The 17635-nt window shown below is 39.8% G+C and carries 16 protein-coding genes and 1 pseudogene; 14 read left to right on the top strand and 3 right to left on the bottom strand.

All coding sequences use genetic code 11. The features are described from left to right. Positions 1-306 precede the first annotated feature (306 nt). The 4 genes from BM210_RS07330 (at position 307) to BM210_RS07315 (ending at position 4560) form a co-directional block, all read left to right on the top strand. Positions 307-1317, top strand: coding sequence for a LacI family DNA-binding transcriptional regulator (locus BM210_RS07330; RefSeq protein ID WP_091166058.1), 1011 nt, complete (start codon positions 307-309; stop codon positions 1315-1317). 222 nt (positions 1318-1539) lie between these two features. Further along, entirely contained in the window at positions 1540-2802 is a 1263-nt protein-coding gene (locus BM210_RS07325; protein WP_177237684.1) for an ABC transporter substrate-binding protein, read from the top strand. A gap of 70 nt (positions 2803-2872) precedes the next feature. Continuing rightward, a complete protein-coding gene (locus BM210_RS07320) occupies positions 2873-3739 on the top strand; it encodes a carbohydrate ABC transporter permease (RefSeq protein WP_091166054.1) in 867 nt (288 codons plus the stop codon). After that, entirely contained in the window at positions 3739-4560 is an 822-nt protein-coding gene (locus tag BM210_RS07315; RefSeq protein ID WP_091166052.1) for a carbohydrate ABC transporter permease, read from the top strand. Before BM210_RS07320 ends, BM210_RS07315 begins: the two co-directional genes overlap by 1 nt. A 114-nt stretch (positions 4561-4674) precedes the next feature. Here BM210_RS07315 and BM210_RS07310 read toward each other — a convergent pair. The 3 genes and pseudogenes from BM210_RS07310 to BM210_RS07300 form a co-directional block, all read right to left on the bottom strand. Further along, positions 4675-5070 (bottom strand): annotated as a pseudogene (locus tag BM210_RS07310) (YdeI family protein); the annotation flags it as partial. Positions 5071-5142: 72 nt separating this feature from the next. Beyond that, positions 5143-7347, bottom strand: coding sequence for a M56 family metallopeptidase (locus BM210_RS07305; protein ID WP_091166049.1), 2205 nt, complete (start codon positions 7345-7347; stop codon positions 5143-5145). Next, positions 7344-7721 carry a BlaI/MecI/CopY family transcriptional regulator gene (locus BM210_RS07300; RefSeq protein WP_091166047.1) on the bottom strand — a complete coding sequence of 126 codons (378 nt, stop codon included), beginning with the start codon at positions 7719-7721 and terminating at the stop codon, positions 7344-7346. The genes BM210_RS07305 and BM210_RS07300 overlap by 4 nt, the downstream gene beginning before the upstream one ends. A gap of 521 nt (positions 7722-8242) precedes the next feature. Between BM210_RS07300 and BM210_RS07295 the strand changes: the two genes are divergently transcribed. The 10 genes from BM210_RS07295 (at position 8243) to BM210_RS07250 (ending at position 17558) form a co-directional block, all read left to right on the top strand. Next, the gene (locus BM210_RS07295) at positions 8243-8515 is read left to right on the top strand and encodes a YciI family protein (protein WP_091166046.1); all 273 of its coding nucleotides are present in this window, start codon (positions 8243-8245) and stop codon (positions 8513-8515) included. A 13-nt stretch (positions 8516-8528) separates the two neighbouring features. After that, on the top strand, positions 8529-9728 hold the full coding sequence (locus BM210_RS07290) for an aminotransferase-like domain-containing protein (protein ID WP_091166044.1): 1200 nt from the start codon (positions 8529-8531) through the stop codon (positions 9726-9728). Between the two features lie 13 nt (positions 9729-9741). Next, positions 9742-10719: an MBL fold metallo-hydrolase gene (locus BM210_RS07285; RefSeq protein ID WP_091166043.1), complete on the top strand. Its 978-nt coding sequence runs from the start codon at positions 9742-9744 to the stop codon at positions 10717-10719. A gap of 53 nt (positions 10720-10772) precedes the next feature. Continuing rightward, positions 10773-12071 (top strand): LLM class flavin-dependent oxidoreductase, encoded by a 1299-nt coding sequence (locus BM210_RS07280; RefSeq protein ID WP_256223333.1) that lies wholly within the window; start codon positions 10773-10775, stop codon positions 12069-12071. Positions 12072-12117: 46 nt separating this feature from the next. Beyond that, on the top strand, positions 12118-12870 hold the full coding sequence (locus tag BM210_RS07275; RefSeq protein ID WP_091166040.1) for an amino acid ABC transporter ATP-binding protein: 753 nt from the start codon (positions 12118-12120) through the stop codon (positions 12868-12870). A 28-nt stretch (positions 12871-12898) separates the two neighbouring features. Continuing rightward, positions 12899-13774 (top strand): transporter substrate-binding domain-containing protein, encoded by an 876-nt coding sequence (locus BM210_RS07270; protein ID WP_091166038.1) that lies wholly within the window; start codon positions 12899-12901, stop codon positions 13772-13774. A gap of 24 nt (positions 13775-13798) precedes the next feature. Then, entirely contained in the window at positions 13799-14500 is a 702-nt protein-coding gene (locus BM210_RS07265; RefSeq protein ID WP_091166035.1) for an amino acid ABC transporter permease, read from the top strand. A gap of 12 nt (positions 14501-14512) precedes the next feature. After that, complete coding sequence (locus BM210_RS07260; RefSeq protein WP_091166034.1) at positions 14513-15232, top strand: amino acid ABC transporter permease; 720 nt, start codon at positions 14513-14515, stop codon at positions 15230-15232. Positions 15233-15712: 480 nt separating this feature from the next. Then, on the top strand, positions 15713-16630 hold the full coding sequence (locus BM210_RS07255) for an ABC transporter permease (protein ID WP_256223308.1): 918 nt from the start codon (positions 15713-15715) through the stop codon (positions 16628-16630). Between the two features lie 43 nt (positions 16631-16673). Next, on the top strand, positions 16674-17558 hold the full coding sequence (locus tag BM210_RS07250) for a carbohydrate ABC transporter permease (RefSeq protein ID WP_091166032.1): 885 nt from the start codon (positions 16674-16676) through the stop codon (positions 17556-17558). Positions 17559-17635: the final 77 nt, after the last annotated feature.

Below are 17635 nucleotides of genomic sequence, written 5' to 3'. Positions count from 1 at the left end.
TCTATGGGGTTAAGAATACAAAGAATCTAGCTGCAACAGCGATTGGAAGAGGGGTCTGCTTTCGAAGCGCCTCTTTGCTGTCATGATGTTTAGTCCATCTTATATAGGCTCAAAGATTCTTTCTTATAGCATCGGCACGGATAAGGAACACAACGAGGTCACATTACAGCCTCTTATAGCGGCACCCCGATGCTATGTGTAAGCGATTCGAAAAATGTTTGACAAACTATGATCAGGAGGATATCCTAGGATTACTTAAACGTTTACGTAACTAAATGATGTCATGTAAAGAAGGTAATTGATGTTATGAATCCTCCGACAATAAAAGATGTGGCCAAGGCAGCTGATGTTTCTGTCGCTACGGTTTCCCGAGTGCTTCATAACCTCGCCGGTTATTCAAATATGACTAAACAAAAGGTCATGCGGGCGGTGGAAGAGCTGGGGTATCAACCTAATGCGATTGCAAGAGGGCTCGTTAATAAAAGGACCCAGACGATCGGTGTCCTGTTTCCGGATGTGTCCAGCAGCTTCTCATCTGATATTCTTCATGGTATTGAGGAAATTGCTCAAGAAAAAGGGTTCAGTGTAATTGTGTGCAACACCGCTGAAGAAGGCAAGCGGACTATGAAGTACTTACAGGTCCTCCGAGAGAAGCAGGTAGATGGTATTGTCTTCACGAGTGAAGTGCTTAAGGATGAGTACTATCAAGCGATTAAGGAAATGAGAGTTCCAGTCATACTTGTAAATACGATGACTCCGAAATATATGATACCTTATGTTAAGGTAGATGATCGTCAAGCGGCTTATCATGCGACAGATTATCTGATTCAGAAGGGTCATCGGGAAATCGCAATGATTAGCGGTACGCTTAAGGATCAGATAGCGGGCTTCCCACGTTTGGATGGGTACCGTCAGGCATTGGCCGACAATGGAATTGAATATACCGAATCGCGAGTAGCATACGGTGATTTTGTACTTGAGGGCAGCAGGAAAGCAATGAAAAAGCTGCTGGCAGAAGCGCCTCCTTTTACAGCTTTGTTTGCAGCAAGCGATGAGATGGCTATAGGTGCAATGAGTGTGGCTATGGAACACGGACTTAAGATTCCCGATGATCTCTCGATCATAGGTTACGACGATTTAAAATTAGCAAGAATGATCTATCCGCCGCTGACTACCATTCATCAGCCATTGACAATGATGGGGCGCATGGCATCGGAAAAATTAATTACTCTAATCGAAGAAGGTTCAACGCAAGTGTCGAGCAGTATTGTAAGTCATCATCTAGTGGAAAGACAAACAGTGCGATCCAAGCCCTGAAAAGGGCTTCTTTTTGGGGAAATTTAGTAAACGTTTAACCCGAAAAATATGTTTTTCCAGTAAAAAAGACCTTGTAATAGATGGAATAACCATGGTTTACTCATTTAAGGGTGGTGATATTAAGCGATTTGCATGGTTTTTTTTACCTCATTAGGTTAAACGTTTACTACTTATAAGAATCAGTCTCACCAATATTTCTTTTATAAAATGGAGGTCACCACGATGAAAAAAACAGCTACAACTATTTTTACAAGCGTCCTTGCACTTTCGGTAATTGCAGGTTGCGGAGGCGGAAATACGAACAGTGAAGCTTCTTCTAATACGGCAGCAGCAAAAGGGGAAAAAGTGAAACTGGAGTTTTTCCAAAATAAGACTGAAGCTAAAGCTTCCTTCGATGCACTAATTAAAAAGTTTAACGATGCAAATCCGAACATCGTAGTGACTCAAGTTAACCCGCCAGATGCGGAAACTGTATTGAAAACGCGTGTAGCCAAAAAGGACATACCTGATGTCATGGGTCTTGGAGCCAATGATACGTTCGCTCAGTTATCCAAAAGCGGCTTATTTGCTGACTTTTCGAATGACCCTCTTATAGCCAATATTCAGCCTTCCTACATCGACATGTTGAAGAGGCTGACAAGTACCGATCAACTATATGCGATTCCTTTTACAGCGAATGCCAGCGGTGTTATTTACAACAAGACCATATTTAAAGAACTAGGCTTAAGCGTTCCTAAAACTTGGGATGAAATGATCGCTACGGCACAAAAAGTCAAGGATGCGGGCAAAACGCCGTTTTATCTGACAATTAAAGACTCGTGGACCTTGTTAGTCCCGTTTAACTCCTTGTCGACCAACATTGTTGGCCTTGATTTTTATGATAAAAGATCTAAAGGCTCTGTTAAATTTGACAGCCCAGAATTCCGTGAAGTAGCTGAGAAGCAATTAAAGCTTCTGGATTTTGGTCAAAAGGATATGATGGGCAAGGGCTACAATGATGGCAATGCCGCTTTCGCTAAGGGCGAATCAGCGATGTACCTGCAAGGCGTATGGGCTATTCCAGAAATTATAAAAGCAAATCCGAGCATAGATTTAGGCGTGTTCCCATTTGCTGCTACGAACGACCCATCCAAAAATAAAGTGATGTCCGGCGTTGATACACTACTGACTATTTCTAAAAATAGCAAGCATGCCGAAGAAGCTAAGAAATTCATTGAATTCATGCTGAAACCTGAGAACGTTCAAATCTACATCGATGAGCAAAAAGCTTTCTCTGCCGTTAAAAACGTGAACCAAACCGATGCAAGCGTACAAGGTCTAAACGCTTCGTTTGCGAGCGGTTCTATTGAAGACTTCTCCGATCACTACATCCCTGGTGCTGTAAAAGCGGACACCATTATCCAAAGCTACCTCCAGAAAAAAGATATTGATGCTTATGTCAAACAATTTGATACCGAATGGGATAAAGTTGCTAGCCGCAAGTAAGTGCCGCCGCAATCTGAAGAAGAAGGGCGCCGAAAGGCGCTCTCTCCCTATTTATTAAAGGAGGATCACCATGGTTTCAAAAAAAGCGGCGTATTTCAGCATGGCTATACCAGCGTTGCTCTTATTTTTTGCTTTTCATACCTTTCCTGCTTTACAAGGTATTTATTACGCCTTTACGAATTGGGACGGATTCAGTGAAGGGTACGACTTTGTCGGCTTCAAAAACTTTATTAGCCTCTTTCAAGATGACAATGTCATTAACTCGTATTTGTTCACTTTTAAATATGCTATTGTTGTAACTATTTTAATCAATGTGATAAGTTTGCTCATTGCATTGGGTTTAAATTCACGTATTAAATTCCGTAATTTTTTCCGGGGTATTTACTTCCTTCCTAACGTGCTTGGGGTACTTATTGTAGGTTATATTTTCAACTATATTTTTGCCAATATTGTTCCGACGTGGGGAGAGAAACTTGGAAGTGAGTTTCTGTCTACCAACATTCTTGGCAATGAACAATGGGCTTGGATCGGAATTGTTATCGTAGCTGTATGGCAAGGAATTGCTTTTAACACGATTCTATATATATCCGGACTTCAAACGATTCCACAAGATATCTATGAAGCATCCAATTTGGACGGAGCGGGTAAATGGCAGACGTTCTGGAAAATCACATTTCCCATGATTTCTTCCTTCTTCACGATCAATATGGTACTGGCTATGAAGGGCTCCCTCATGGTATTTGACCAGATCGTTGCATTGACGGGAGGCGGACCTGGTCGCGCGACACAGTCCATTGCATACTTGATTTATCAAGGTGGCTTCCAAGGTGGAGAATTTGCCTACCAATCCGCGAATGCGGTTATTTACTTTATCGTGATTGTGGTTATCTCCGTCATACAGCTTAAATTTTTGCAAAAACGGGAGATGGGTGCATAATGACAAAACAATCCACGAACTGGGTCATCACGGGTTTGATCGCTCTCGGATCTTTACTGATTTTGTTCCCTTTATATATGGCGGTTGCTATCGCACTCAAGAATCCAGAGGAAATGGCGAAATCGATTTTTTCACTACCGACGGGATTACACTTTGAGAACTTCACGAATGCCATTGAGGCGACTAATTTTTTCTCGGCTTTCAAGAACAGCTTTGTTATCACAGCATGTTCGGTTGGTTTTATTCTCCTGACCAATTCGCTCGTTTCCTATGCGATAGCGCGGAATATGAATAGTAGGTTTTTTAAAAGCTTGTATTTTTATTTCATCAGTGCGATGTTTATTCCTTTCCAAATTATTATGCTTCCGATTGTAAAGCTTACAACGGATTTGCATATGAACAACATCCCGGGATTGATTATCCTCTATATCGTATATGGGCTCTCTTTTAACATTTTTGTCTATGTTGGCTATATCCGTACGATACCGATTGAATTGGAAGAGGCTGCTACGGTTGACGGAGCTTCGACCTATGGAACCTTCTGGCGCGTAATCTTTCCGTTGCTTGCACCGATTAATGCCACCATCGCCATTTTAAGCTGCTTGTCGACGTGGAATGATTTTATGCTGCCGCTCATTATTTTGGGTAAGCCGGAATCATATACGCTGCCTCTTGCGCAGTATGTATTTCAAGGTCAATTTAGCACGAATTTTAACTTGGCGTTTGCGTCTTATCTGCTTGCTCTCGCCCCGATGGTTATCGTATATCTGATTGCGCAAAAATGGATTATTAAAGGAATTACTCAAGGTGCTGTGAAGTAAAAAGCAATGGAATAGGACAGAATATAAAATGATTTCTTGATCTCATTTAGACCACAATTGTATGCTCGAGGCCCCTCAGCGTTTTCTGAGAGGCCTCTTAGTTATCTTCTTGGTTTATTGGTAATCTAGAAGACGTCCATGATCATGCCATTGACCGTACATTTTATTTTCTTTAGTGTTGATTATAAATTTGTCTAATCTGCTCTTAAATACTTCTAGCTGATTTTTATTACTTTGTATTGTGTCGATTCGAACTCTTTTATAAAGAACGGGAAATGCCAAAAAATTCTCATATACTTGCCTTTCCTCTTGTAGCCTTTGCTCTATAACGCTATCTATTTTAAAAGAATCGTAGTCCATATTAGGAAGTACCTTTCTTCCTTCATCTCTCATTAACCCCAACTTTTCGAGGCGGCGGACACGTTCTTTATTTAATTCAGTCCATGAACTTTTTTTGCTTCTAGGAGACAGTCTCTGCGCCAGTTCGGTTTCAGATATTTTCTTGCTAATTGCAAGTACAGGTAGGATAATAAACCTCCCCCATCCATGGTGAGAGAGGTTTCGAATTAACCGGTCGTAAATCTATTGCAGGGGAGCCATAACTAAAGCTTTCAGGTATTCTTCCTGGTACTTGTCCATGCCATTGAAAACGGCAATATAATAAATACCGTCCTGCTTCCACAAGTAATAGGTTAGACTCAATAATTTTCTTCCGTTGCCGTCATGGCTAGGTTCAAAGTAGACGTGATCCTTGTCGGCATATGCCGACATTTCGACGCCGTTAATCTCTATCTTTCGAGAGAACGAGAGCTTGGCTGCATCGAATAGTGGAGCTTTGCTCTGGTAAAGCATGAGCAGGTCATGCCGATTATTGGAATCGACCGGTGCGTTATAGGTACTCCACAGAGCATCCTCGGTTTGCCTAAACGAGTACCCCGTGTTCTGATCATTCCCCCTCAACATGGTCAAGTCCCTCAACGCAACCTCAGTGTCGTTCAAGTTGAGCGGGATCTTCACCTTGAAGCCGAGAATATTCTTCGCTGCAATCAAATCCGTCTCATCATAAAGAGGAAATGAGTTTCCCGCTCCGTCGTAGCGGACATGCTGAACTTGCTGCGGTAAAACAAAGGATTCCACCATTTTCGCTAACTCTTCTTGCGACATATACTCGCTGTAGTAATCGATAGCGTACCATACACTGTCATCCTGCCAGTAGAAACTCTTGCCCGTTTCTGGCCTTTGCTTGTAGCGCCTCGTATCTGTGAATAAAGTGCCTTTGACATTGCCAATCGTAACAAATTCCTGCTGATATTCAGGAGTCTCGTTTGTCCCTTGGGGATAGTGAGCTCCCAGCAATTGATTGTGCTCCAACAAATTGCCGTTGCCGATAGCAGTACTCACCGTTATGGTGTTTTCATTTCTATTTCCAAAGTTAGATACAAAAGTAATGGATGTTACATCAATAAGGTCAGCGTCGTTGGATCTGGTGAAACTTTTAGAATATAACACATCCCTCATCTGATAACCTTCAGGAAGGTAGTCAACTACTTTAAAGGTATATTTCGGAAAATCGAGTGCCCGATCGAGACTATTAAACCATATGAACGAGTCGTTGTATATGGAAGGAAGTGCCCCCTTGGAGTTTGCTGCTGGAGTAGTAACATCTGACTCGCTATCCGACGCATTGGTAAGCAGGATGACGCTCAAGGCAAGAACAAAGAGAATGGCTGCGGCGGATAGCTTGTACGAGCCCTTCTTGAACTTGGTGATCATCATGATTCTCCGTTTCGTTTCATTCTTGTTGTCTCCAAAATAGGATAGGTTAACCCGGGACGAGGTGCCTCGGGAAAATAACCGCGACAGCATGAGCAGGGTCATGCCGTAGGACGAAGCTTCACGCTCGCCCAGCACTTCAAGAACGCTCGCGTCGCAGGCCACCTCCTGGTCGGCTTTCATCTTCCTCGCGGCCAGCCAAACCAAAGGATTATACCAATGCATGGCAACGGAAAGCATCCACAGGAAATTACACCATAAATCCTTGCGCTTGAAATGAGTCAGTTCATGCATCAGGATGTGCGTTAGCTGACTTGAATCGGCGATCGTGACGATATCTTCGGGCAAATAAATTCTCGGCTTCCATAAGCCATAGAGACAAGGGCTACGAAGATGGTTGGTTTCATAGGTGTGAATCTGCCTTCTAATGTTCAGTTTCTTCTTGCACGCTTCAAGAACGGTAAGTATCTCTTGGTTGTCGAGCTTACGGGATTCCCCAACCCTTGTTCTGAATATCAGAGCGCTAAACAGGTAATATCCGCCTAAAAATAGAACCCCGCCAAACCAGATAAGTAACGCGATCGTTAGCCAAGTTAGTCCATGCTGATTTTTCTCATAGCCCTGATTTTGAGGGGACGGTGATACGATAGCAGAGGCTGTTTGCTCCGTCCGGTTAGGGATGGATTCGGAAAGCAATATGTTTTCTTCGTTATTTTTTAATGGTCGTATTGTACTGGAATCGGAATCGGAAGAATAATTGGGAGACATATTCTTCTGATTTGAATTCCATTCAACCTGCATAGCTTGCGGCAGCAGATTAAACAAGCTGATAGCGCTCTGCGGAGCGATGGGAACTAACAGCTTAATCAATACAAGAAACCACAATATATGAACGACTCTCGGGCTAAGATGCTTATTGAACAGTTTTCGAATCAGAAGTACCAACAACAGGATTACCGTCGATGCCAGTGACGCGGTTAACAAGAGTGAAAACATTGTTTCTAGGAGCTTCATGATTTCTTCTTGTTCTCCAAAATTTGTTGAAGCTCTTCAATATCTTCCTTGGAAAGCTGCTCTTCTTGGATAAATTTTGCGCACAGCATTCCGACAGCCCCATTATAAATCCTGTTCAGAAAAGATCGATTCTCAGCCTTTAAAAATTCATCGTGCGAAACTAGCGGATAGTACAAGTAGTTCCTACCTGACTTTTCGAATCGAATTGCCTTTTTCTTATGTAATCGGTTCAGGAACGTTTTGATTGTCTGATCCGACCATTGCATCTGCTGCGTTAACTTCGAAATAATCTCGTTAGCGGACAAGGGCTCTTGTTGCCAGAGGAGCTTCATGATTTCGCTTTCGGCTTCTGTAATGTGGGGGGACTCGTGCATCGATTTCACCTTTTTTCAATAATTATTGTTTACGTCTGTAAACGTTAATTATAGTTTACAAGCGTAAACGTAACAAGTCAAGTCGAAAGTGAACTCACATTATTGCGCGTAGTCGTACATGATTCAACGTATGGGTAGTCATACTTGTCTTTTATGTTCACTAGGTCGCAAAATTCCCATGGTCGTCTTCATAATGCAGAGTGCTTATTTTTGCCGAATATAATTCGTCTGTCTACTCTGTTGTTGAATGACTCAATATATTATTTAGTATTTTTTAATTGTGTTTTGGAAGTCGTAATTGATTTCTATTGAAACATCAGCGTTTATTGTAATTTTGCTAATCATTTTGTGAACAGACTTCTCTATTCATGGGCCAACTATATTGCCCATTCCGTCTTTAAAATAAGAAAAATGTCGAAATTTCACGAATAATTTATTGCAAAAGTGATTTTCATATACTATACTATTTTTAATTCATAGTAATCCACTTGAAATAATATTATTAATAGGAGAGATGGGAAATGGCGAGCTTTGCTGTATTTGTAACTGAATTGGACAATTCAAAAAAAGACCAATATTTTTCGGATCATATGAAGTATTTGGATGATTTACGCGATCAAGGAACAATTATTGCAAACGGCAAATTTGCGGATGGTTCCTTAGGATTGATTATATTCCGTGGCGAGTCTCAAGCTGAAGTAGAAGACATTTTATCTCGTTCTCCTTTCGCAATTCATGGTGTTCGTGAATTTAAAGTTCATGAATGGGTAGCGAAATGGGGACCTGAAATTTAGGAGAGCGATAAACATGATCGAATCTTTTATATATAATCGCTTTTTGCAAAATACTAGAACATTGGGTGGCACGAAAAATGATAATCCGGATCAAGTCCATTTATCATTTGGGTTTCCCTATTCAGATTTGTTTCCGATTCAAGAGCTCGCCGAGGCAGCAAAACAAGCTACGTTCGAGCAAGGAAAGAATGCACTTCATTATTTCGGTGGCCCGGCAATTTCATATTTGCCAAGCTGGGTAAGTGGCCGTCTGGATAAAATTGGGATTCAAGTGCCAGTTGAACAAATCAAAATTACGATTGGTGCTGCGCAAGCGATCGAAGTCATGGCGCGTATTCTATGTAATGTAGACGATGAAGTTTGGGTCGAAAATCCTACTTTCTTTGGTGCTACTCGTATGTTTGGTCTTGCGGGTGCCACTATAATTCGACCCTTTGAAATCGATTCGAACGGTATTTTGATTGAACCCTTGCAAGTGGAATTGGAGAGAAGAGTGCAAGCAGGTGAGGCATTGCCTAAATTGTTGTATGTGATGCCGAATTATCAAAATCCAACGGGGGTTTGTTTGTCTGTAGAACGCAGAAAACAATTGGCTGATTTGGCGAAAACGTATGGATTTTATATTTTGGAAGACGATGCGTATCTTGAGTTGAACTATACAAACAAGTATCTTCCTGCCATTCATACATTTGCTCCAGAACATGTGATACATATCGGGACGTTCTCTAAAATTATCGGTCCTGGTGTTCGCTTAGGATGGGCAGTCGTTCCTCCAGTATTACTGAAATTTGTGCAGCAATTTATGAGTGGTTCGCAAACGAATCCATACATGCAGGAGATCGTATCTACTTATTTGCAGAACAACGATTTTCAAGCGTATTTGGATGGTGTTAATGCACATTATAAGGATCAAAGAGATACGATGGTGGATGCGCTTGTAAATACATTTGGAGATCTTATAGAAGTCCAAGTACCACAGGGTGGATTTTTCTTGAGTGTTCGTTTTAAGCAACTGACCGATGTCATTCAACTAACGCAGATTGCAGAACAACATGGTGTTAGTATTCTGAATGGTAGTGCCTTTTATGCAAATCGCGAAGGAAGAAGTACAATTCGATTGTGTTTTACGTATTGTTCTAAGGAAAGAATTGCGGTTGGCATCCAGCGTTTGTATGAGGCGTACCAACAATTAAAAGATATTACTAAGGATTGAGGTGGAGGATAAAATGAGTCACTATACGCTGCATCCGCATGGGATATATCAAATTCGCCTCCCCATGGGTAACCCTCCTTGGATGAACAGTTATTTGTTACCCGATGGGAATGGATACACGTTAATCGATCCTGGATTTAACACAGAAGCAATTATTGCTTTGTGGCATGAAATCAGTAAAGATATCAGATTTACATGGGATCAAATTCGTAAAATTATAGTAACGCATCATCATCCTGATCATTATGGTCTTGCTGGTTGGTTTCAACAGCATTCTCATGCACCTGTTTACGTATCTACCATTGCGAAAAAACAAATTGAAGGGTTATGGGGAGAAGGTAGGCCACTAGTTTCATTATTCTTAGAAACCTATCAAAAGAATGGACTTCCAGAAGACTTGATTGAGCAGTTAGGAGAACTTTTGAAAAAAAATGTGCAGCAAGTGCTTCCACATCCGACACTGACCACCTTGGATGAAGGCGAAACGATACAAATCGGAGATGCAACGTTCGAGGTATTGCATATTCCGGGTCATGCTGCTGGTCACAGTGCATTGTACAGTAAAGATTTACAAGTGATCTTTGTAGGTGACCAAGTGATGCCTGATAGCTTGCCAGATACATGTTATGTGTCAGACGAGTTTGATCCTAATCCAATTCATAGTTTTATCCAATCGTTAGATAAATTAAAGCCGTATTCCGTACAATTGGCGTTTCCTGGTCATCATCAACCCTTTGCACATTTTGGTGAGCGGTTAGAGCAATTAAAGGAGTTGAATGCTGAGCGTCAACAAAAAGTGGTGGATCAATTTACAACGGAAGAATGGAAAACAGCTTACGAAGCGTATTACGGCGTATTTGAACCTGTACCTGCTTTGATTCAAAAACGATTTCATTTTACAGAAACATTATCTCGAGTTCGTTATGCTTTGTCTGAAGGATTAATCGAACAAACAGAACAAAATGGAATTGTGAAATATAGAAAAGTGTGATCGTACTGTATAGGATGGAGGAGAAAGCAGTGACTAACAAACGTAATAAACAAATGAAATTAGGTGCTCGTGTATTCGGTATTGGACATTATCGTACATCTTGGCGTCATCCCAACGTACCATCGGACGGCAATGTAAACTTTGAAGAGCATGTCCGTCAAGTTCAAGAAGCAGAGGCAGCTAAATTTGATTTCGTATTTTTCTCTGATCGCTTGTACTTTGATGAGCATAGTGCTCCAAAGTCATTGAATCAATTTGAGCCAATAACTTTGCTTGCGGCACTAGCTTCTATTACCAAAAATATTGGTCTAGTCTCCACACTATCGACTTCATATTCAGAGCCTTTTAACGTTGCACGTCAATTTATGACGATCGATAAAATTAGTGGTGGTCGTGCTGGTTGGAACGTTGTTTCTACAGCTTTAGGCGGAGCATCTTTAAATTTTAGCCGTGATGTACACTATGGTCATGCAGAACGATACCAACGTGCTAAAGAGCACTTGGATGTTGTGCAAGGCTTATGGGATTCATGGGAAGATGATGCTTTCGTATATGACAAAGAAAACAATGTCTTTTATGACAAAAATAAATTACACGCTTTGAACTATGAAGGTGAGTTTTTCAAAGTTCGTGGTCCATTAAACATCAATCGTTCGCCACAAGGACAACCCGTGATTTTTCAAGCAGGTCAATCTGAAGCAGGTAAAAAATTCGCGGCGGAGTATGCGGAAGGTGTATATACAACTCCAATTTCATATGAAGAGGCACATACATTCTTTGAAGATTTAAAAGCTCGTGTTGTAAAAGTGGGTCGTGATGAAGATGATATTCTAGTCTTTGCTGGCTTGAATCCGGTAATTGGTAGAACAGAAGAAGAAGCAAAAGCGAAATTTGCTGAAGTTCTTTCTTATATCACATATGAAGAAGCGTTAACAGAGCTAAAGCTGTTCTTTAAAAATGTGGATTTGTTTAAACTTGATCCAGATGCACCTTTCCCTGATTTGCAAGATGAAGGAAATGAAGGTTATAGCTACATGGCAAATCGTATTAAAAAAGCAGCAAAAGAATTAGGCCTAACCCTTCGACAAGCTGCATTCCGTTATGGTTCACCAAAATCCGAGTTTGTAGGAACTCCTGAACAAATTGCAGATCGCATGCAAAAATGGTTTGAGGGTAGAGCATGTGACGGTTTCTTCGTATGGCCTCCATATAATGAAGGAACACGTGAGTTCATTGACCTTGTATTACCGATTTTGCGTGAACGCGGATTGTTTAGAGAAGAATATGAATCTACAACATTGCGTGGAAACTTGGGACTAGATTTTGTTCCTAATCGTTATGCTAAATCTTGATAGGATCACTGATATCGATTGAGCATCGAGAATTGGGGGTGGAGAAATGCTTCAGTTAGATAATATCCATAAAAAGTTCGGTTCGGAAGAAGTGTTGAAAGGAATTTCATTGCAGGTCAATCGAGGTGATGTTATTTCGATTCTCGGTCCAAGTGGATCAGGAAAAACAACACTTTTAAGATGTATTAATTTGTTGGAAAGACCCAATAAGGGAGCGATTAAAATCGGTGATCTATCAGTCAATACCGAGAAATTATCCCGCAAAGATATTTTGAAATTACGTAGAAAAACAGCGATGGTATTTCAGTCGTATAACTTATTTGCCAACAAAAATACACTGGAAAATGTGATGGAAGGTTTGATTGTGGTCAAGAAAATGAATAGAAAGGAAGCGAAAGAAAAAAGCTTGGCTCTACTTGAAAAGGTTGGCTTGGCAAACAAAGCAGATCATTATCCATCTCAATTATCTGGTGGACAACAACAACGTGTCGGTATCGCGAGAGCACTCGCTTTAGATCCAGAAGTTATTTTATTCGATGAACCAACGTCTGCATTAGATCCCGAACTGGTTGGAGAAGTGCTGGATGTCATCAAAAAAATAGCTCAAGAAGGGGTAACGATGATTATCGTTACGCACGAATTGAGTTTTGCTCGAGATATTTCTACACATGTTGTTTTTATGGAAAAAGGGAACATCGTAGAACAAGCTGAACCGAAGCAGCTTTTCTTTAATCCGCAGCAACAGCGGACCAAAGAGTTTATTAGTAGTCGCATTTCAGAATGGACATATAATATTTGATTAATTAATAGAAAAGGGTGTATGAGAAATGAAAAAGTTTTCTTTTATAGCAGTTATCCTTGCATCGGCTTTGGCGTTAACTGCATGCGGCTCTAGTTCCAACAAAAACACTAGTGGAGCGCCTTCAACAGGCGGCGGCGAAACTGCTGCTGCAAAGGTAACTGTGGTTAAAGTAGCACGAAATGCAGTACCAAATCCTCCATTCAGTTTTTTAAATGACAAGAATGTAATGGATGGGTACACGGTTGAGTATTTGAAATTGTTGGATGATCGTCTCAAAGAATATAAGTTCGAATATGAAGAAATCGCTCGTGAAGCTATGCTCGTTGGTGTAGAGACTGGTAAATATGATTTCGCAGCAAACTTCTACTACCGTAACCCAGAACGCGAAGCAAAATATTTGTTCAGTGCACAAGAATATGGTTATTCTTTGAACTCTTTGATCGTTAAAAAAGATCGTGATGATATTCATAGCTTGGATGATATGAAAGGAAAAAAATTAACTCCGATGAGCCCATCCACTGGATTGCGTACGTTGGTCGTTGATTACAACAAGAAAAATGCTGCCACACCTATTATTGCAGAAGATATCGACGCAGTAACAGATGCAGAGTCTGTTCAATGGGTAGCAAGCGGTAAATATGACGCGTTTTTAACAAATACAACCGTATTTGACAACGTAAATAAGCAATTGAAATTGCCTTTGAAAGTAGCAGCTTATGTAACAAAAGAACCGATTTGGGTATTATTTAACAAAGAGAAAAAAGATCTAGCAGCACGGATTGACGAAGTAACAAAAGCAATGATTGAAGACGGTACATTGCCAGCACTTTCTGAAAAATGGTTTAGCGTGAACATGTTCAAATCTCTTAAAGACGTGAACGATCAATATAAATTTAAATAATTTTTTGAACGGAGGGGCAACCAATTGATTAATTTGGCAGAAGTCATCGATGCGTTTTGGAAGCTCCTTCCAAAACTGCCCCTTACGTTATCCTTTACGGGAATGGCATTAGTTGGGGGTACTTTACTGGGATTTGTTTTGGCGCTGATTCGGATTTTTCGAATCCCAGTGCTTTCTCAATTAATTGTTGTGTATATTTCTTTTATGCGCTGTACACCTGGTATCGTACAATTATTTTTAATTTTTTACGGATTACCAAAGCTATTGCTTCAAGTAGGCATCCAAATTAATTCATGGAGTAATTTTACGTTTGCAGTGATCGCTTTTGGATTGCATTGTGGAGCTGTTATGTCAGAAGTGATTCGATCTGCCTATTTAGCCATACCGAAATCACAGTATGAGGCAGCGAGTGCCGTCGGAATGTCGTATTTCCAATCGTTGCGACGCATTATTATTCCACAAATGCTTCGTATTTCAGCTCCGGTTATTGGGAATAATGCGATTACGATTTTTAAAGAATCGTCTTTGGTGTTTACAGTTGGTGTTGTTGACTTAATGGGTCAAGCTCAAATATTAACCCAACGAAAATATGGGATAACCCTGATTGAAACATATTTAGCTGTATCGTTTATCTATTGGTTTTGTTCGATGTTATTTGGCCGTTTGCTTGCCATCTATCAAAATCGTACGGAACGGAAATATAAGATTATGGCTAGAAAGGCATAGGGGTGATTCAATATGTTACTAGATTGGGATTATATGTTGAGCAAGTTGCCATTAATTATTGATGCAATACCAAGAACGTTGCTATTGGTGTTGGAATCGGCAGCTATTGGATTTATTATTGGCTTTTTACTGTCTATTGTTCGCTCTTATAAAATACCAGTATTATCACAACTAGCCACAGCGTACATTTCTATTTTCCGAGGCGTACCCTTGCTTGTTCAAATGTACCTCGTTTATTTTGGATTACCGGATATATTTGCGCATTTAAATGAGTCTTTTGCAGTTACATTTTTTCCTACCGAGTTTAACAAGATGTTTATTGCGCTTCTCATTTTTTCACTGTATACAGCAGCATACCAGGCAGAGGTTTGGTATTCCGCACTTCGTGCAGTGGACTACAATCAAATGGAAGCTGCATTATCAGTCGGGATGACATTACCACAAGCGCTGATTCGTATTTTTATTCCTCAAGCATTAGTAAGCGCAATTCCGAATTTTGCAAATTTGTTTATTTCTTTATTTAAGCAAACGTCACTTGCTTTTACGATAAAAGTAATTGATATTATGGCAGTTGCCAAGATGGAAGCTGGTTCTACTTATCGCTACTTGGAGATGTATGTGCTCATTGCGATTGTTTATTGGATTTTGATATTAGCATTTGAACAGTTATTTGTATATTTAGAAAAATATTTTTCAAATCAGAAAAAACATCGCGCTGTTTCTAGAGGGTAAGCGTGTAAAAGCACTGACAAATTGGAGTCCATACACCACACACAAACATATGCGATTCGTGAAAAGCCTTGTATATCAAGGTTTTTTTACATTTTATCCCAATCTAAGTAAACATGAGGTTGTCCTCGCATACGAAACATATGTCATTTTCCACACAGAATACTGACGTCTATACAGAGGTGTCCGCGGCTACGTAACGTAGCTGCTTTTTTTTGATCTGAAAGTCATTTCTTCTATCGCAGGAGGGTTTTCATTAACGAACATATTACATAAAAGAAACGAAATTAATACATTTTTCTTCGTGAACTTATGTAATACAATAACAACATCAAATGATATTTGGTAGTAAAGTCAATACCATATATGAACAATATTTGAGAAAATAGATTAAATTGAAATGTACTTTATATATAAGGAAGGGAGTTGAAAATAAAATCAATAACGAAAGTCAGAATTTAAAGCAGCAGGAGGTAAAACAAATTGACTAGTAGTGAAAGAATGCACAGAAGAATAATGATTAAACAAAATATACCCTTGTATGCAATGTTGCTATTGCCACTTCTGTATTTTATTATTTTCGCTTATGTTCCTATGCTTGGATCGGTGATTGCCTTTAAAGATTACAGATTTATTCAAGGAATTCTTGGGAGTGAGTGGGTAGGTCTTAGGAATTTCAAATTGATATTTGCACAGAAGCAGACACTGGAAATTATTAGAAATACGTTTGTCATTAGTTTGCTTACCGTATTAGTATCATTTCCGTTCCCCATTATTTTAGCTATACTGCTAAATGAACTAAGAATGAAATGGTATAAAAAATTAACACAAACCGTTCTTTATTTGCCTCATTTTTTTTCCTGGGTAATCGTTGGTGGTATTATTGTTAGCGTTTTCTCCGTTAAACATGGTCCTATTAACTTTATTATTGAATCATTGGGCGGGCAGCCCTACCAGTTTTTATTTAATCCCACGGCATGGATGTCCATATTTTTAGGAAGTGGCATATGGAAAGATAGTGGTTTTAATGCCATCATCTACTTAGCTGCATTATCGGGTATAGATCCCACGTATTACGAAGCTGCAAAAGTAGATGGAGCTAACAAGTGGCAGCAAATTACGAAGGTAACTATTCCTTGTTTGTATCCTACGATTATACTAACGTTTATTTTAGCTACGGGTAAGATTATGGAAGTGGGCTTTGATCGAATTTATGTTCTGCAAAATCCAGTAACCAAAAACATATCTGAGGTAGTGTCCACATTTATTTATGAAGTTGGTATTCGCACAGGGGAATTCAGCGTGACAACCGCAATGGGGTTGTTCGATTCTGTGATCAGTTTGTTGCTTGTACTTTTGGCTAATAAATTAGCTAAAATGTCAGGGAATGCGTTATTTTAAACACACTTTACAAACTCGACATATGAGGGAGAGAGACAGATAATTGAAAATATCGACTGGAGAAAAAGCATTTTATTTCACGAATAACATTGTGCTTTTTTTAATATCGTTAACGTGTTTACTTCCACTCCTATATATTGTTGCTACTTCATTAAGTAGTGGTGCAGCTATTGAAGCAGGCAAGGTATATTTATGGCCGGTTGATTTTACACCCGCAGCTTATCAAGTCTTGATCGTATCAACTAATTTATTTAAATATGTTATGAATAGTATCGTTGTGACGGGGGCTGGGACTGCTCTTAGTATGATTTTTACGATATTATGTGCATATCCGTTATCGAAAAGGAAATTGTTTGCCAGAAAAAAAATAACGTTTTTTGTAGTCTTCACCATGCTGTTTAGTGGCGGTTTGATACCTACGTACCTACTGGTAAAATCACTTGGATTAATGAATTCGTATTGGTCCATTTGGTTAACGACACTAATTAGCCCATTTAATATGTTAGTCATGAAGTCTTTTTTTGAAAACATATCAGAAGAGTTGGATGAAGCAGCTAGAATAGATGGTTGTTCCGAATTCAGAATCTTACTTCAGATGTATCTTCCGCTTTCAAAAGCTGTCCTTGCTACTTTGTGTCTCTTTTACGGGGTTACTTATTGGAATTCGTTTTTAAAAGTGCTAATGTTTATCAATGATTCCAAGGGTTATACTTTACCCGTGCTTATTCAACAGATGGTTTTCCAAATAAACCAAATCAATGTTGATAATAATACTGAACTAAGAGCGATACCTGGTGCAAGCAGTGTCATATCTGAATCGGTTAAGTCTGCCGGTGTTGTTATATTGATCATACCCATGCTCATCGTTTACCCATTCCTGCAAAAATATTTTGTGAAAGGTGTTACGCTCGGGTCGGTAAAGGGCTAAGAAAAACACATTGACGATTATATTTCAGTCTTATGAAAACGTTTTAATGATTTGGGAAATGTAAGGGCTGCGGCAGA

The organism is Paenibacillus sp. 1_12, from assembly GCF_900114475.1.
Lineage (GTDB): Bacteria > Bacillota > Bacilli > Paenibacillales > NBRC-103111 > Paenibacillus_S.
The sequence above is the reverse complement of the archived record's forward strand: the minus strand, read 5'-3'. Positions and strand labels throughout refer to the sequence as shown.

Bases quoted from the DNA above. Each gene is read 5' to 3' on its own strand.
- BM210_RS07330 (WP_091166058.1), top strand. From the start codon at position 307: ATGAATCCTCCGACAATAAAAGATGTGGCCAAGGCAGCTGATGTTTCT.
- BM210_RS07325 (WP_177237684.1), top strand. From the start codon at position 1,540: ATGAAAAAAACAGCTACAACTATTTTTACAAGCGTCCTTGCACTTTCG.
- BM210_RS07320 (WP_091166054.1), top strand. From the start codon at position 2,873: ATGGTTTCAAAAAAAGCGGCGTATTTCAGCATGGCTATACCAGCGTTG.
- BM210_RS07315 (WP_091166052.1), top strand. From the start codon at position 3,739: ATGACAAAACAATCCACGAACTGGGTCATCACGGGTTTGATCGCTCTC.
- BM210_RS07305 (WP_091166049.1), bottom strand. From the start codon at position 7,347: ATGAAGCTCCTAGAAACAATGTTTTCACTCTTGTTAACCGCGTCACTG.
- BM210_RS07300 (WP_091166047.1), bottom strand. From the start codon at position 7,721: ATGCACGAGTCCCCCCACATTACAGAAGCCGAAAGCGAAATCATGAAG.
- BM210_RS07295 (WP_091166046.1), top strand. From the start codon at position 8,243: ATGGCGAGCTTTGCTGTATTTGTAACTGAATTGGACAATTCAAAAAAA.
- BM210_RS07290 (WP_091166044.1), top strand. From the start codon at position 8,529: ATGATCGAATCTTTTATATATAATCGCTTTTTGCAAAATACTAGAACA.
- BM210_RS07285 (WP_091166043.1), top strand. From the start codon at position 9,742: ATGAGTCACTATACGCTGCATCCGCATGGGATATATCAAATTCGCCTC.
- BM210_RS07280 (WP_256223333.1), top strand. From the start codon at position 10,773: ATGAAATTAGGTGCTCGTGTATTCGGTATTGGACATTATCGTACATCT.
- BM210_RS07275 (WP_091166040.1), top strand. From the start codon at position 12,118: ATGCTTCAGTTAGATAATATCCATAAAAAGTTCGGTTCGGAAGAAGTG.
- BM210_RS07270 (WP_091166038.1), top strand. From the start codon at position 12,899: ATGAAAAAGTTTTCTTTTATAGCAGTTATCCTTGCATCGGCTTTGGCG.
- BM210_RS07260 (WP_091166034.1), top strand. From the start codon at position 14,513: ATGTTACTAGATTGGGATTATATGTTGAGCAAGTTGCCATTAATTATT.